15 protein-coding genes are annotated in these 14,740 nt (G+C 74.8%); 3 read left to right on the forward strand and 12 right to left on the reverse strand.

Translation table 11 applies throughout. The annotated features are described in order from the left end of the window. Positions 1 to 7: 7 nt before the first annotated feature. The 12 genes from cutA to ACZ6Q9_RS04890 form a co-directional block, all read right to left on the reverse strand. Positions 8 to 328: a divalent-cation tolerance protein CutA gene (gene cutA / locus ACZ6Q9_RS04835; protein ID WP_350703705.1), complete on the reverse strand. Its 321-nt coding sequence runs from the start codon at positions 326 to 328 to the stop codon at positions 8 to 10. 9 nt (positions 329 to 337) lie between these two features. Next, positions 338 to 1,354, reverse strand: a complete 1,017-nt coding sequence (locus ACZ6Q9_RS04840) for a 1-acyl-sn-glycerol-3-phosphate acyltransferase (RefSeq protein WP_393261161.1) — start codon at positions 1,352 to 1,354, stop codon at positions 338 to 340. Continuing rightward, positions 1,354 to 2,187 (reverse strand): patatin-like phospholipase family protein, encoded by an 834-nt coding sequence (locus tag ACZ6Q9_RS04845; RefSeq protein WP_393261163.1) that lies wholly within the window; start codon positions 2,185 to 2,187, stop codon positions 1,354 to 1,356. Before ACZ6Q9_RS04845 ends, ACZ6Q9_RS04840 begins: the two co-directional genes overlap by 1 nt. 125 nt (positions 2,188 to 2,312) lie before the next feature. Beyond that, positions 2,313 to 3,374, reverse strand: a complete 1,062-nt coding sequence (locus ACZ6Q9_RS04850) for a glycosyltransferase family 4 protein (RefSeq protein WP_393261675.1) — start codon at positions 3,372 to 3,374, stop codon at positions 2,313 to 2,315. A gap of 187 nt (positions 3,375 to 3,561) precedes the next feature. Next, complete coding sequence (locus ACZ6Q9_RS04855) at positions 3,562 to 4,233, reverse strand: BON domain-containing protein (RefSeq protein WP_393261166.1); 672 nt, start codon at positions 4,231 to 4,233, stop codon at positions 3,562 to 3,564. 173 nt (positions 4,234 to 4,406) lie between these two features. Next, on the reverse strand, positions 4,407 to 6,074 hold the full coding sequence (locus ACZ6Q9_RS04860; RefSeq protein ID WP_393450871.1) for a S1C family serine protease: 1,668 nt from the start codon (positions 6,072 to 6,074) through the stop codon (positions 4,407 to 4,409). Between the two features lie 62 nt (positions 6,075 to 6,136). Then, entirely contained in the window at positions 6,137 to 7,693 is a 1,557-nt protein-coding gene (locus ACZ6Q9_RS04865; protein WP_393450868.1) for an ATP-binding protein, read from the reverse strand. After that, positions 7,690 to 8,391 carry a response regulator transcription factor gene (locus tag ACZ6Q9_RS04870; RefSeq protein ID WP_091103329.1) on the reverse strand — a complete coding sequence of 234 codons (702 nt, stop codon included), beginning with the start codon at positions 8,389 to 8,391 and terminating at the stop codon, positions 7,690 to 7,692. Before ACZ6Q9_RS04870 ends, ACZ6Q9_RS04865 begins: the two co-directional genes overlap by 4 nt. A gap of 75 nt (positions 8,392 to 8,466) precedes the next feature. After that, positions 8,467 to 9,084: a PadR family transcriptional regulator gene (locus ACZ6Q9_RS04875; RefSeq protein WP_396827827.1), complete on the reverse strand. Its 618-nt coding sequence runs from the start codon at positions 9,082 to 9,084 to the stop codon at positions 8,467 to 8,469. Beyond that, on the reverse strand, positions 9,081 to 9,911 hold the full coding sequence (locus tag ACZ6Q9_RS04880) for a DUF4097 family beta strand repeat-containing protein (RefSeq protein WP_393450862.1): 831 nt from the start codon (positions 9,909 to 9,911) through the stop codon (positions 9,081 to 9,083). Before ACZ6Q9_RS04880 ends, ACZ6Q9_RS04875 begins: the two co-directional genes overlap by 4 nt. A 117-nt stretch (positions 9,912 to 10,028) precedes the next feature. Then, the gene (locus ACZ6Q9_RS04885; RefSeq protein ID WP_396827829.1) at positions 10,029 to 11,072 is read right to left on the reverse strand and encodes a lysophospholipid acyltransferase family protein; all 1,044 of its coding nucleotides are present in this window, start codon (positions 11,070 to 11,072) and stop codon (positions 10,029 to 10,031) included. Continuing rightward, entirely contained in the window at positions 11,069 to 11,842 is a 774-nt protein-coding gene (locus tag ACZ6Q9_RS04890) for a GNAT family N-acetyltransferase (RefSeq protein WP_396827831.1), read from the reverse strand. The genes ACZ6Q9_RS04885 and ACZ6Q9_RS04890 overlap by 4 nt, the downstream gene beginning before the upstream one ends. 161 nt (positions 11,843 to 12,003) lie before the next feature. On the opposite strand from ACZ6Q9_RS04890, the gene ACZ6Q9_RS04895 reads away from it, so the two are divergent. The 3 genes from ACZ6Q9_RS04895 (at position 12,004) to ACZ6Q9_RS04905 (ending at position 14,541) form a co-directional block, all read left to right on the forward strand. Continuing rightward, entirely contained in the window at positions 12,004 to 12,666 is a 663-nt protein-coding gene (locus ACZ6Q9_RS04895) for a hypothetical protein (protein WP_396827833.1), read from the forward strand. A 130-nt stretch (positions 12,667 to 12,796) separates the two neighbouring features. Continuing rightward, the gene (locus tag ACZ6Q9_RS04900; protein WP_396827835.1) at positions 12,797 to 13,732 is read left to right on the forward strand and encodes an ABC transporter ATP-binding protein; all 936 of its coding nucleotides are present in this window, start codon (positions 12,797 to 12,799) and stop codon (positions 13,730 to 13,732) included. Next, positions 13,729 to 14,541, forward strand: a complete 813-nt coding sequence (locus ACZ6Q9_RS04905) for an ABC transporter permease (protein WP_350703731.1) — start codon at positions 13,729 to 13,731, stop codon at positions 14,539 to 14,541. Before ACZ6Q9_RS04900 ends, ACZ6Q9_RS04905 begins: the two co-directional genes overlap by 4 nt. The last annotated feature ends 199 nt before the right edge of the window (positions 14,542 to 14,740 follow it).

The raw sequence follows: 14,740 nt of genomic DNA on the forward strand, positions 1-14,740 counted from the left end.
CGCGTACTCAGGGCCGGGTGTGCTCGTGCACCCAGGCGGCGTACGCGGGGTCGCCGCTGTCCACCCGGGTCACCAGGATCTCCGGCACCTCGTACGGATGGCTGGCGCGAATCTGCTCCACCAGCGCGGCGGCCCGGTCCGGCGCGGTCTTGAACTGCACCGACCACTCGGTGCTGGTCTCCACCCCGGAACGCCACCAGTAGGTGCTGTCCACCTGGCCGCCCACCTGCGCGCAGGCCGCCAGCCGCCCGGCGACGGCCGCGGCCGCCAGCACGTCGGCGACCGACCGCGCGTCCACCACCGTCGTCACCACGCAGATCTGGTCCACCAGCGCACCCTACGCGGCGCCGTCCCGATTGGCCGCGATCCACTCGTCGATCCGCGCCCACCAGTCGAAGAGCCAGTCGATCCGCTCCTGCCGGCCGGTCGGCACCTCCTCGGGCGGCACCGACCAGAAGCGCATGACGATCCGCTTGTCCATCGGCAGTTCCCGCCACACGTCGGTCACGGTGAGCATCCGGTCCAGGCCGGTGTGCGCCACGAAGATCACCCCGGCGTCGGGGGCGGCGTCCAGGGCCGCGAGCAGCCCGCCGGGCTGCGGGGCGAGCACGTGCCGCATCCGTTCCGCGCGCAGCGCCATGCGCTCCAGGCCCAGCGCGCGCAGCCGCGCGATGGCCCGCAGCCGGCGGCGCGGGGTGAAGTTGCCGCCCTCCGGGAAGATCACGAAGGCGTCGTCGTCGTCCAGGCCCTCGGCCAGGTGCCCGATCTGCTCGGTCACCGAGCCCCGCCCATCTGGACCGGGCGCGAGGAAGCGGTTGGGCAGCCGGTTGAGCAGCACGTCGATCGCCGGATCCCACTGGAGGCTGTCCTTGAGCACGATCCGCGGCTCCCGGTTGAACCAGTTCACCAGGGCGTGGATCAGGATGAACGAGTCGCCGGGGCCGGCATGCCGGCAGAGCACCAGTTCAGGCCGGCCGGGCAGGGCCGTGTCGGGATCGGTGCCCACCACGTCGATGCTCAGGTGCAGCGTCCAGCGGGCCTGCCAGAAGAGCACCCGCAGGAACCAGCCGGCGAGCACGTAGTGCGCCCGCTGGAAGGCCGGCGAGCGGGCCCGCCAGCCGAAGCCGGAGGCGACCCAGAGCCCGAAGAGCGCGAGCAGCGCCGCCGCGTCCCAGACCAGGTAGACGCAGCCGATCCAGAGCAGTCGCAGCGGCCGGAGCCGGCCCGGGACCAGCGGCGAGGCGGCCGCCGCGAGCAGCGCCCAGACCGGCAGGGTGGTCACCACCAGGAAGGCGAGCAGCACCACGCCGGGGGCCAGGAGCACCCGGCGTACCCACCGCGGCGGCAGAGGCATCAGCGCTCCACCTGGGTGGCCAGGTAGTGCCGCGAGGCCGTGTAGGCCCGGCTGATCCGCCGCCCCACCGCCGCCATGTCCCGGTACGCCCACGGCGTGTCGTCGCGCGGGTTCAGCCCGCCGGTGGGCAGCACGTGCACCTCCACCCCGTCGGGCAGGGCCGCCATCTCCCGGGCGAACCGGTGCCGCCGGGCGATCTCGAACGCGACCTGGGCGATCTCCCAGGGCCGCCGGGGCGGGCTCAGCTCCCGCTCGATCCGCCCGACCTGGAGTACGAAGATCCGCCCGGCGCCGGCGGCGACGGCCTCGCCGATCGGGATGGAGTTGACGATCCCGCCGTCGACGTAGTGCTGGTCGTCGATCCGGGCGGGCGGCAGCAGCCCCGGCACCGAGGCGGAGGCCAGCACGGCCGGCACCAGCGGACCGCTGTCGAACCAGTGCTCGGCGGCCCGCTCGATGTTCGCGGCGCAACAGCGGAACGGCACCCGGAGATCGGCGAAGGTGGTCTCCGCGCCCAGCTCGCTCTCCAGCAGCTTGCGCAGCGGGCGGGGCGAGTGCAGGTGGGTCCGGGCGGCGAACCGGCGCAGTTGCCGGGCCACCGAGTCGCCGTACACCTCGCTCGCCTCCGGCGAGGCCCAGAGCCGGACCAGCCGGTCGGTGACCGCCTCGGACGGTTCGGCGGCGACCAGGGCGCCGTTGACCGCCCCGATCGAGGTGCCGAGCACCATGTCGGGCCGGATCCCGGCCCGGAACAGGGCCCGCAGCATGCCCACCTCGACCGCGCCGAGGACTCCCCCGCCCCCGAGCACGAACGCCACCGGTCCCCGCGCCATGGCCTCATCCTGGCACGGGCCGGAAAGCGGCCGTCCGGTGCCGGTGCCGGCCGGGCCTCGGTGCGCCGGACGGCGCGGGCTGAGCGGGCCGCCGGAGCGGGCCGGTCAGGTACGGCCGGCCACGGTCAACGCCCGGCCACCCGGGCCGGCTCCCGGACCCCGGCGGACCGGGCCGCGTCGGCGATGAAGCGGCGGTACACCTGCTCGTAGCCGGCGGCCATCTGGGCGGTGGAGAAGTTCTGCGCCACGTGCGCGACGCAGTCCGCCGGGTCGAGGCCGGGCACGGCACGCAGCGCGCTGGGCAGGTCGTCCACGCCCTCGCAGATCAGGCCCGTCACCCCGGGCCGGACGAGTTCCGGCACGGCCCCCCGGTTCAGGGCCACCACCGGGGTGCCCGTCGCCATGGCCTCCACCATCACCATGCCGAACGGCTCCTCCCACTGGATCGGCATGATCAGGCACCGGGCCTCGACCAGCAGCCGCAGCGCCTCCGCCCGGTCGGCGTCGAGCACCACGTGGACGTCCTCGCCGAGCACGGGCCGGACCGCCTCCTCGAAGTAGCGGCGTTCGGGCGGCTCGTTGCACTTGCCGGCGAGCACCAGCGGCAGGCCGGCCACCCGGCACGCCCGGATGGCGACGTCCGGGCCCTTGTCGGGGCTGAACCGGGCCAGCCAGAGCACCGGGCCGTGACTGGGCGCGGTCTTGTGCGGGATGCCCTGGACGTCCATCGCGTTGTGCACCGTGCCGACCCAGGGCAGTCGCGGGTTGAGCCGGCGCTGGGCGTGGGAGATGGCGACCAGCCCGACGCCCGGGTCGGTGTCGCTGAGCACGGCGCCGTACTCGCCCACGGGGTTGCCGTGCACGGTGGCCACGGTGGGAACCGCCCGGCGGCCGGCGACCAGCGGGCCGATCGTGGTGTGGTCGTGGACGACGTCGAAGTCGGCCGCGTCGACGAGGTGGTTGACCCGGGCCAGGTGGGCCAGCTCGGGCAGCGCCTCGCCGAGCCGCTCGTACTGCAGCTCCGGCACGGTGGAGACGAAGTCGGCGGGGGTGCCGTGCTCCTGACCCGCCCCGAACACGGTCACCGCGTGTCCCCGCTCGCTCAACGCCTCCACCAGGCCGGTCACCACCTGTTCCAGCCCGCCGTAGCCGGGCGGGGGCATCGACAGCCACGGCGGCACCACCATCGCGATCCGCAACGGCCGTTCCGCCGCCCGGTCGGTCGGCAGGTGGTTCACGGCCACGAGTCCTCCCCGTCGGTCGGTGGTGCGGGTGGGCAGCCGGCGCCGGATGCGCTCCGGCCGGTCACCCCACACGGCGGGATCGAGGGCGGTTTCCCGGTGACGGCACGGCTAAACCGGACAAGCCGGGCGTTCACCCGCCCACGAGGAGGCGGTCCCGCACCGCCCGCACTCCCGCGGCGGACCAGGCCAGCCGCTCCGCCTCGTCCCGTTCCCACCAGGAACGGACCACGCCACCGAGGATCACCGTGTCCCCGTCCAGCTCGACGGTCACCCGTTCGGTGCCGATCCCCCGCAGCAGCGCCCGCTGCAGGTCGCGCCGGATCCGCTCGGCGTCCGGACGGGCGGCGGGGCGCACCTCGACCAGGTTCGTCACCCCGCGCACGCCGCGCAGCCGGCGCACCTCCCGTTCGGCGGTACGCCGCTGCCAGCCGAACTCCACCTCGCCGCGCAGCATCACCCACCCGTTGGCAACCGTGACGTCCAGCAGCTCGGCGGGGACGAAGCTGTCCCACTCCAGCGCCCGGCTCACCGCGATCGCGATCTCGGCGTCCGTACGCCCCGCCTCGCCGGGCAGGCGCACCTCGATGTCGTCGGCGACCGCCCGCACCCCGCGTACGCGCTGCGCGCAGCGTTGCGCCGCCCACTTGCGGGCAGAGCCGTCCACCCAACCGGTCAGCGTGACCACGCCGTCGGCGACGGTCACCCCGATGTCGTTCGGCTGCACCTGGGCGTCCCAGGCCAGCTCGTCGAGCACGTCCCGTTGGATCCGATCGTCGGTCCGGACGGCCGCTGCCGTGGTCATCGCATCCCTCCGTACGCCATCGCCGGTCTGCCACCGACGATGCCGGCCCGACGGGTGACGGCGGCTCACCCGCACCGGGCGAACCGCCGTCAGAGGAAGCGGCGGGTGACGGAGCCAACCCCCTTGGCCCCGCCACCCGCCGCCGGAGGGAGGAGGAAAGTCTCGGTTACGGGTTACGACGTCTCGGCGAGCGTCACGGTTGCGGTGGATTCGGCGCCGTTGCGCTTGTAGGTCACCGCTACCCGGTCGCCGACCTTGCCGGCCTGCACGGCGCCGACCAGGTCGTCCGAGTCGTTGACCACCGTGTCGCCGAACCGGGTGATCACGTCGCCGCGCTGGAGCCCGGCCTTCTCGGCGGCGCTGCCGGAGGTGACGGCGGCGACCAGCGCCCCGCCGCCCTCGGCGGCCGTCACGCTGACCCCGAGCGACGGGTGGCTGACCTTCTCGCCCCGCTGGAGCTTGCCGGCCACGTCCTCGGCCTTGTTGCTGGGGATCGCGAAGCCGACGCCGATGTTGCCGGTGCTGCCCTGACCGGCGGTGGCGATCGCGGTGTTGATGCCGATCACCTCGCCCCGGGTGTTGACCAGCGCGCCACCGGAGTTGCCCGGGTTGATCGGCGCGTCGGTCTGGAGCAGCCCGGCGATCGAGCTGGCGCCCTGGCCCGGCTCCTGCCGCTGCTGGCCGCTGCCGGCCTGGATGGTGCGGTCGCGGGCGCTGAGGATGCCGGCGGTGACCGAGCCCTGGAGGCCCAGCGGGCTGCCGAGGGCGAGCACCTGGTCGCCGACCTGCATCGCGTCGCTGTCGCCGAACGTGGCCGGCTTCAGGTCGCTGACGCCGGCGGCCTTCACCACCGCCAGGTCGGTCTTCGGGTCGGTGCCGACGATCCGGGCCTGGACGGTCTTGCCGTCGGCGAAGACCACCCGGACGCTGTCCTGGCCGGCGGAGGCGACGACGTGGTTGTTGGTGAGCACGTAGCCGTCGGCGGTGAGGATCACGCCGGAGCCCTCGCCGCTGTCGGTGGCGATGGAGACGACGCTGGGCTGCACGGCGGCGGCGATCCGGGGCAGGTCGGCGCTGTTGATCACCGGCGCGGCGGAGTAGGTGCGGGTGATCCCGGAGTCGCCGTCCACGGCGAGCGCGAGCGCCCCGCCGGCGACGCCCGAGCCGAGCATCAGGGCGAAGACCGCGACGCCGGCGCCGGCGAGCTTGGCGATCCGGCCCGGCCGGGGGCCGACCGCCGGCACGGGGGCCCAGGGCGGCACCGGCTGGCCCGGGTGGTGCGGGTGCTGGCCGTAGCCCGCACCCAGTTGTCCCGGCTGTCCCCCGCTCCAGCCGGACTGCTGGCCGTACCACGGCGCGCCCGGGTACGGCGTGCCCTGCGGCTGGCCGGGCTGCCCGGCCGCGTGCGGGTGGCCGCCCGGCGCCTGACCGGACACGGGGTAGGGCGGGGCGGCCGTGGCGGGTGGGAACGGTCCCGCCGGGGTGGGCTGCCCGGCCGGGACGCCGGGGCCACGGACCGCGTCCGGGGCGGTGACGCCCTCGGGGGCGCGGGCCGGCTCCGGGGCGCGCGCTGCGACGTCGCCCGCGACCGGGGCGTCGGTGGTCCGGTCCGGCTCGGCGGTACGGAAGGCGTCGCCGCCCGTCGCTTCGGGTGCGGCCGACGCCGGGGCGGCGGATGCGGCCGACGCCGGGGCGGCGGTGTCCCCGAGGGCGGCCGGGGCGGGGTCGGGGCGGGAGTCGGACTGCGCGCGCTCGACGCGCGGCAGCTCGGCGGTGGGGTGCGACGGCTCGGCGTCGGTGGCGGCCGGCCGGCGCTGCGGGTCGGACTCGTACTCGGTCATGGATCCACCTTCGCTCGGGCCACTGCGACCAGCCTGGAACCGGCCTGAATGTTGGCTGAAAGTCACTCGCCATCACCCTCGATGTCGGGCACGAGCGGCAGCCGGACCCGGAAGGTCGCGCCCCCGCCCGGGGTTTCGGCCACCTCGACGGTGCCGTGGTGCGCGCGCACCAGCGCCGCCACGATGGCCAGGCCGAGCCCGGTGCCGGTGTTGCCGCCGGCCCGCCGGGTACGTGCCGCGTCCACCCGGTAGAAGCGCTCGAAGACCCGCTCCGCCTGGTCCGGGGTGAGCCCGGGGCCGGTGTCCGCCACCTCCACCACGGCCAGGTTGCCCGGCTCGGCCCGCAGCCGCAGGGTCACCGAGGCGTCCGGCGGGGTGTGCGTGAGGGCGTTGGTCATCAGGTTGCCGATCACCTGACGGAGCCGGGCGTCGTCGCCGTAGACCACCAGCGGGCCGGACCCGGGCTCGATCTCCAGCTCCACCCGGCGCTCCGGCGTTACCACCCGGGCGGCCTCGACCGCGTCGCTGGCCAGCACGGGCAGCTCCACCGGGGCGAGGGCGAGCGGCCGTTCCCGGTCCAGCCGGGCCAGCAGCAGCAGGTCCTCCACCAGCAGCCCCATCCGGGCCGCCTCCTGCTCGATGCGGCGCAGCAGGTCGGCGGTCTGCTCCGGCGCGCTCGCCGCGCCCTGCCGGTACAGCTCGGCGAAGCCCCGGATGGTGGTCAGCGGCGTCCGCAGCTCGTGCGACGCGTCCGCGACGAACTGCCGCATCCGCTCCTCCGAGCGCCGGGCCCGCGCCTCGGACGCCCGCGCCGCGCCAGCCGCGTCCCGCGCCGTGGTCTCGGCGGCCCGGGCGGCGGTCTCCGAGGCGGCCCGGGCGGTGAAGGCGGCCTCGATCTGCGTCAGCATGGCGTTCAGCGCCCGGGAGAGCCGGCCCAGCTCCGAGGTCGGTACGGGTTGCCCCTCCTCCGGGTCGGGCACCCGCCGGGTGAGGTCACCGCCGGCGATGGCGGCGGCCGTACGCTCGATCTCCACCAGCGGTTTCAGGCTGGTCCGGACGATCGCCGCGCCGATCGAGGCGAGCAGGATCAGCACCGACCCGCCGACCAGCAGGTCAATCCAGATCAGCTGCTTGACGGCGCGATCCACCTGGGTGAGCGGCTGCCCCACGGCCAGTACCGAGCCGTCCTCCTGTCCCGCGTAGACCACCCGCCAGCGGGTGTGACCGTCCCGGGACAAGACGTAGACAGGCTCGCCCTCGAGCGCGACGAATCCGCTCAGGTCGGTGGGAAAGTTCGGCAGCTGCTCGGGGTCGAGGCTGATGTCGTCGTAGACCGGCCGGTACACCCGTTCCTCGTCGGCGAGCGAGACGACGTAGCTGCTGGGCAGCATCGCCTGGACCTGACCGGTGCGCAGCCCGGGAAGCGCCTGCCCGAGCCCCTGGCTGGCCGACTTGATCTGGGCGTCGACCTGGCCGACCAGGTAATCGCGGAGAAAGAAGGCAGTCAGTGCGCTGATCACCAGGAGGGCGGCGGCGACCAGGGCGAGCACCGCGGCGACCAGCTTCACCCGCAGCGGGACGCCGCGCAGCCATGCCTTCCCCTGGTGGACCGGGTTCACGCCGCCGGCTTGCGTAGCACGTACCCGACGCCCCGCAGGGTGTGGATCAGCCGGGGCTGGGTGTTGTCCACCTTGCGGCGCAGGTAGGAGATGTAGGACTCGACGATGTTGTCGTCGCCCCGGAAGTCGTAGTTCCACACGTGGTCGAGGATCTGCGCCTTCGACAGCACCCGGTTGGCGTTCAGCATCAGGTAGCGCAGCAGCTTGAACTCCGTCGGCGAGAGCTGCACCCGCTGGCCGGCCCGGTGCACCTCGTGGGTCTCCTCGTCCAGCTCCAGGTCGGCGAAGGTCAGCCGGGAGGGCGCCTGCTCGCCGGTGCTGGTCCGCCGCAGCACCGCCCGGATCCGGGCGGTCAGCTCCTCCAGGCTGAACGGCTTGGTGACGTAGTCGTCCCCGCCCAGGGTCAGCCCGCGGATCTTGTCGTCGGTGGCGTCGCGCGCGGTGAGGAAGACCACGGGCGTGCGCGTGCCGCCCTCGCGGAGCATCCGGATGACCTCGAAGCCGTCCAGGTCGGGCAGCATCACGTCGAGCACGACCAGGTCGGGCCGGTGGTCCTTGGCGGCGTGCAGGGCGGCGCTGCCGCTCGTCGCGGTGGCCACGTCGAAGCCCGCGAAGCGCAGGCTCGCGGAGAGCAGTTCGAGGATGTTGGGGTCATCCTCGACGACGAGCAGTCGCGCCTCGGTCTGGGTAGCGGCCATGCGCCCATCATCCGCGCTCTCGCTGCGTCCGCGCTGGGCACTTCCTGGAAAAAGCCTGTGAGCCGACCGTCGTGATCAGCGCAGGAGCCGCCGCAGCCCGTCCAGCGCGCCGTCGAGCAGCCGGATCGCCGTACGCAGCTGCGAATCGGTGAGCCTGCGGGCCCGCACCAGGGCCCCCACCTCGACGGCGAAGGCCGCCAGCCGCTGGTCGAACTCGGCGAGCGGCGTCGTTCCCGGCCCTAGGGCGGGGCCGGGGGCGGGCGCCGGACCGGGCGCCGGGGGCGTCCAGTGGGCCCGTCGGGTCTGCCGCGCCGCCTCGCGCAGCTCCCGCTTCAGGTCGCGGACCGAGCCGCTTACCTCGTCGCGGATCTCCCCGGCCAGCGCGGACAGGTCCTCGACCGAGGCCGCGATGTCCGACTCCAGGGCGGCCAGCTCGCCGGCCCGCTGGCGCAGCTCGGCCCGGCCGGCCTCGGTGATCTCGTAGACCTTGCGGCCGCCGACGGCGGTGTGGGTGACGAGCCCGTCGGCCTCCATCCGCTGCAGCCGGGGGTAGATGGTGCCGGCGCTGGGCGCGTAGTGGCCGAGGAACCGCTCCTCCAGCAGGCGGATCAGCTCGTAGCCGTGCTTCGGGCCGTCGTCGAGGAGCTTGAGCAGGTAGAGCCGGAGCCGCCCGTGACTGAACACGGCGGTCACGGCAGCTCCTCTTCCTGGTCGTCCACCCGGCGGGCGAGCAGCGCGATGCTGCCCGAGGTGGCGGAAGCCCAGAGCTTACCCTCGCCCGCGCCGAGCACTCCCTCGCTGTCGACCACCGCCCCGGGGGCGGCGCTGCCCCGCACCTGGGCGAAGCCGCTGGTGATCCGGCCCGACGTGGTGTGCAGACGCACGGCGAGGTCGCTGTCCTCGCGGACGCGGACGGTGATGCCGCCGGAGATCGTGCTGAGCCGGATGTCGCTGCGTCGGGGGTTGTCCAGGTCGCAGGTGATGGCGCCGGTGACGGTGGTCGCGCGCACCTGGCCGGCCGCGCTGTCGGCGACGGTCACCTCGCCCGAGACCGTCTCCAGGTCGAGGTCGCCGGACACGCCGAGCGCCTCGACCGGGCCCGACGTGGTCTTCGCCGACGTCGGGCCGCGCAGCCCCATCAGCGTGATCCGCCCCGCCGTCACCTCCACCCGGGTCCGGCCGCGCAGGCCCGACGCGACCAGCGAGCCCTCGACCAGTTCGAGGTCGGCCAGCACGTCGGCGGGGACCGCGACGGAGACGTCGACCCGGGCCAGCCGGGCCAGCGGCCCCACCCACCAGACGAACTCCGACCACCGCCGGCGCCGCTGCTGGCGTACGGAGAGCCGACCGTCCCGGTGCTCGACCAGGACCGGCCGGCGACCGACCCGGGTGACGTCGACCCGGGCCGGGCCGTCGGCGGCCACCACGTTGAGGCGGCCGCTGAGCAGGTGGACGTCCAGCCGGGTGACCGGCCCGTCCAGGGTGAGCCGCTGCGGGGCGTCCACGGTCCAGCCGGTCATCGGTCCTCCCTCCAGTGACGCGCCGGCCCGGCGCGCACCATGGCAAGACACTAACGCGATACATCGCGATATGGCAAGCGATGCCGCCGGACGGCGGACGGTCCTCGCCGTCGGGGGTCAGGCGGCCAGGTCGAGCCTCCGCTCCGGTCCGGCCGGCCCGGCGGGCGGCCCCGGTTCCGACGGCGCGGCGACCGGCGGGGACGGCACCGGCACGGCGACGGGCGCGGACAGCACCGGCGGGGACAGCACCGGCACAGGGACCGGCGCGGACAACACCGGCGGGGACAGCACCGGCACGGGGACCGGCGCGCCCGGGGCCGCCGCCCCGGCCGGCGGCGGCACGAGGTGCACGGCCGACTCGGCCGTCCGGGCGAGCAGCCGACGGTCGGCGTCCCGCGCGGGGTGCAGCGCGGCGGAGACGGTCACCCGGACCTCCAGGTCGCGGGCGGCGAGCACCCGACCCAGCGAGCGGAGCAGGTTGTCGTCGCCGACGAAGGCGGCGGCCGTGGTCGGCACGCCGGTCGCCGCGCACGCGTAGCCGATCCGTAGCGGCACCACCGGCGCCCCGGCGTCGATCGCCGCCTGGAACAGGGCCGGGCGGAACCCCCGGCCGGGGCGGCAGCCGACCGCGTCGGCGGCCCCGCACCACGTCGTACCCTCCGGGAAGACCGCCACCGGGCGGCCGGCGCGCAGCACGGCGGCGACCCGGGCCACCATCGCCGGCAGGTCGCGCGGCCGGGCCCGGTCGACCAGGACGGTGCCGGCCGCGGTCGCGAGCAGCCCGACCAGCGGCCAGGACCGCACCTCCCGCTTGGCCACCATCCGGGCCGGTGCGACGGCCAGCAGCGCCAGCACGTCCAGCCAGGAGACGTGGTTGGCCACCAGCAACGCCGGCCGCCGCGGCGCCCGGCCGCGCACCACCAGGCGTACGCCGAGGGCGCGCAGCGCCCCCCGGGCCCAGCCGCGCACGGCCACAGCCCGCTCCCTCGCCGGCAGCACCGGCAGCAGCGCGGCCAGCACCGTGCCCGCCAGCAGCATCCCGAGCACCGCCAGCAGCCGGGCCGCGCGCCGGGTCACCGGCGCGGCCGGTGCCGCGCCAGCGGCCGGGAGGCAGGCCGGCCCGCAGCCCGACGCGGGCAGCCAGAGAGGTGTCGCACTCACCGCTCGGTCCCGCCCAGGAAGTGCCGCAGGTAGCGGGGGTTCATCCGGTCCAGGGAGAAGAGCACGTAGAAGTCGGCCACCCCAAAGTCCGGGTCGTACGCGGGTTCCCCGCAGACCCAGGCGCCGAGGCGCAGGTAGCCGCGCAGCAGCGGCGGCAGCACGGCCCGCCCCGCCGGACCGTCGGCCGGCCCGGTCGTCGCGCCCGGCTCGGCGAACCAGGGACGGCGCGGACGCACCCGCAGCGGCGGCGGGGCCAGGTGCCGGGCCCGGACCTCGTCCCACACCGCGGCGGCGGCCCCACCCCCGTCGGCCACCGGCACCGACGCGCAGCCGCCGAGCCAGCGCGACCCGCGCAGGTGCAGGTAGCGGGTGATACCGGCCCACATCAGGTTGATCACGGCGCCGGAGCGGTGGTCGGGGTGCACGCAGGAGCGGCCGGCCTCGACCAACTGCTCCCGGAGCGGGTCGAGCGCCGCGAGGTCGAACTCGGTCTCGGCGTACCGGCGGCCGGTGCGGTCCGGCGGGAGGAGCCGGTACGTGCCGACGACCTCGCCCGTGCTCTCCTGCCGGACGATCAGGTGGTCGCAGTACGGGTCGAACTCGTCGACGTCGCGCCCGGCGGCGTCGGGGCGGAGGGTGGCGCCGAGCTCGGTGGCGAACACCTCGTGACGGAGGCGTTGCGCGGCCGCGACCTCGCTCGGGTCGTCGGCGATCAGCAGGGTGTATCCGCTGGTCGTCAGGGGTGCGCCAGCGGCGTGCAGAACGGCCATGGCACCTGTGTAGGCGGCCCGGGTTGCCGGGCGTTGGGGTGAGGAGTGTCGATGAGGTGAACGGCGGTCGGCGACCCGTGGCGGGGCCGGCCGGCGGGCGTGCGAGGCTGCCGGGGGCGGGCCGGCGACGGGGCCGGACGCCGCGCCGCGGGAGGTGTCTGATGATCATCGAATCGCGCCACAACGGGCCGCCCGGCTCGGGCAACGGCGGCTGGAGCGCCGGGGTCTTCGCCGCCGCGTCCGGCGCCCCGGGGCCGGTCGAGGTGACGCTGCGCCGCCCGCCCCCGCTGGAGACCCTGCTCACTCTCGTCGACGGGGAGGTCCGCGACCCGGAGGGCCTGGTCGTCGCCCAGGTCCGCCCCACGGAGGATCCCCGCGCGGTCGTGCCGCCGGTGGACCTGCCGGCCGCGCGGGCCGCGTCGGCGGCGTACCCCGGACTGGTGGACCACCCCTTCCCGGGCTGCTACGTCTGCGGCCCGGACCGCCCCGACGGCCTGCGGATCTTCCCCGGCCGGCTGCCGGACGGCCGGACCGCCGCGCCGTTCCGCGCGCCGGGGTCGGTCACTCCCGCCACGGTCTGGGCGGCGCTGGACTGCCCCGGCGGCTGGGCCGTCATCGCCCCCGGCCGGCCGTACGTCCTCGGCCGCATCGCGGCGGTGGTCGCGGCGCTGCCCGAGCCGGGCGACGAGTGCGTGGTGACCGGCGCGATGGTCGGCGGCGAGGGCCGCAAGGCGCTCGCGCACACCAGCCTGTACGCCCCCGACGGCACCCTCCTTGCCTGGGCCCGGGCGACCTGGATCGCCGTGTCGGCGGCCGGCGGGTAGTCGTTCCTGGGGAGGAGGGCCTCCTGCCTGAGGCGGAGGTGGATCTACGGAGCGCGCCTGATTGACCTCGTTGCGCCCGCCCGCCACGCTGTGTCACGGCGTACCCCGACGCCCCGCACGAAGGAGAGCAATGACTGACGGGCAGCGAAGCCCCACAAGTGACGGTCAGATCGTGGTGTCCGGCCTGACGAAGCAGTACAAGAACGTCCGGGCCGTGAACAATCTGTCCTTCACGGTCGAGCCGGGGCGGGTGACCGGGTTCCTCGGCCCCAACGGTGCCGGCAAGACCACCACCCTGCGCATGCTGCTGAACCTGGTCACCCCGACCGGCGGGCAGGCGACCATCAGCGGCCGCCGGTACGCCGACCTGACCGACCCGCTGCGGCACGTCGGCGCGGTGTTGGAGGCGTCCAGCGCGCACAAGGGCCGCACCGGGATCAACCACCTGCGGGTGCTCTGCGCGGCGGCGGGGCTGCCGAAGCAGCGGGCCGACGAGGCGCTGGCGCTGGTCGGGCTCACGCCGGCGGCGAAGCGCAAGTTCAAGGGCTACTCGCTCGGCATGAAGCAGCGGCTCGGCATCGCCGCCGCGATGCTCGGCGACCCCCGGGTGCTGATCCTCGACGAGCCGGCCAACGGCCTGGACCCGGAGGGCATCCGGTGGATGCGCGGGTTCCTCAAGAACCTCGCGCACGAGGGCCGCACCGTGCTGGTCTCCAGCCACCTGCTGTCCGAGATGCAGCTGCTCGCCGACGACGTGGTGATCATCGCCGCCGGCCAGCTCGTCCGGCAGGGCACGGTCGAGCACGTGATCGGGTCGATGGCGCAGGGCATCCGGGTGCGCGTGCGCACCCCGCAGGCCGACGCGCTGACCGTGGCGCTGAAGGACGGCCCGGCCACCGTCGACGTCGACGAGCACGGCGCCCTGCTGGTGGGCGGGGTGGACGCCCCGACCGTGGGCCGGGTCGCCCTGGCCGCCGGCGTCGAACTACACGAACTGACCACGGAACGGCCCGACCTGGAACGGGTCTTCCTGGAGCTGACGGCCGGAAAGGCGGGCATCCGATGAACCTCGTCCGATCCGAGCTGCTCAAGATCCGCACCACCAGCACGTGGTGGTGGCTGGCCATCGGCGCGTTCCTGTCGATCGCGCTGGCGTTCGCGTTCAACGCCTGGGTCGCCGACGAGACGCTGAGCGGCAAGGGCGAGAGCCTGGGCGTCACCGGCGACATGGCGTCCGCGGCGGCGCAGGCCGCCAACCTCTACACCTCCGGGCAGTACCTGGGCCTGATGTTCGTGATGCTGATCGGCATCCTGATGGTCACCAACGAGTTCTTCCACCAGACGGCGACCACGACGTTCCTGTCCACGCCGCGGCGCACGTCGGTGATCCTCAGCAAGCTCGTCGCGGCGAGCCTGCTGGGCTTCGGGTTCTGGCTGGTGACCACCGTGATCGACCTGGCCGCCGGGGCGGTCTTCCTGTCGATCAACGACTACGGCACCCTGCTCGACGAGTGGGCCGTGCAGCGGGCGCTGCTGCTCAACCTGCTGGCGTACGCGATCTGGACGGTCCTCGGCGTGGGGATCGGCACGCTGATCACCAACCAGCTCGGCGCGGTGATCACCGCCGCGGTGCTCTACCTGGTCGGCACGCAGGTGGTGGGGCTGCTGTTCATGCTGCTGGCGAACGTGCTGGAGAACCAGGCCGTGGCCAAGTGGCAGGTGATCTGGCCGGCCGTCGCCTCGACCGTCATGGTCAGCGAGGGCCAGACGGACTTCACCCCCGAGTGGTGGGTCGGCGCGCTCGTGCTGATCGGCTACGCGGTGGTCAGCGGGGTGGTCGGCGTCGCGATCACCCGCCGGCGCGACATCTCCTGACGGGTTCGGAGGACGGGGGGCGGGGGTGGTGCCGGGCACCACCCCCGCCCCCGTCGTACCGGGCGCCGGCGACACGACGGGCCTTACCAGCAGTCGGCGGAACACGCAGCGTTTGGCCAACTTCTGGCATCTTCTGTGAAACGGACCACGCAGCGGAGGCGGAAATGCCTGCGGCATCCGCACGGCGTAGCCTGGGAGC

Source organism: Micromonospora sp. NPDC049139 (assembly GCF_055586845.1).

Coding starts and splice junctions, on each gene's coding strand:
- ACZ6Q9_RS04840 (WP_393261161.1), bottom strand. CDS start 1,354: ATGCCTCTGCCGCCGCGGTGGGTACGCCGGGTGCTCCTGGCCCCCGGC.
- ACZ6Q9_RS04845 (WP_393261163.1), bottom strand. CDS start 2,187: ATGGCGCGGGGACCGGTGGCGTTCGTGCTCGGGGGCGGGGGAGTCCTC.
- ACZ6Q9_RS04850 (WP_393261675.1), bottom strand. CDS start 3,374: ATGGTGGTGCCGCCGTGGCTGTCGATGCCCCCGCCCGGCTACGGCGGG.
- ACZ6Q9_RS04855 (WP_393261166.1), bottom strand. CDS start 4,233: ATGACCACGGCAGCGGCCGTCCGGACCGACGATCGGATCCAACGGGAC.
- ACZ6Q9_RS04860 (WP_393450871.1), bottom strand. CDS start 6,074: ATGACCGAGTACGAGTCCGACCCGCAGCGCCGGCCGGCCGCCACCGAC.
- ACZ6Q9_RS04870 (WP_091103329.1), bottom strand. CDS start 8,391: ATGGCCGCTACCCAGACCGAGGCGCGACTGCTCGTCGTCGAGGATGAC.
- ACZ6Q9_RS04880 (WP_393450862.1), bottom strand. CDS start 9,911: ATGACCGGCTGGACCGTGGACGCCCCGCAGCGGCTCACCCTGGACGGG.
- ACZ6Q9_RS04890 (WP_396827831.1), bottom strand. CDS start 11,842: ATGGCCGTTCTGCACGCCGCTGGCGCACCCCTGACGACCAGCGGATAC.
- ACZ6Q9_RS04895 (WP_396827833.1), top strand. CDS start 12,004: ATGATCATCGAATCGCGCCACAACGGGCCGCCCGGCTCGGGCAACGGC.
- ACZ6Q9_RS04900 (WP_396827835.1), top strand. CDS start 12,797: ATGACTGACGGGCAGCGAAGCCCCACAAGTGACGGTCAGATCGTGGTG.
- ACZ6Q9_RS04905 (WP_350703731.1), top strand. CDS start 13,729: ATGAACCTCGTCCGATCCGAGCTGCTCAAGATCCGCACCACCAGCACG.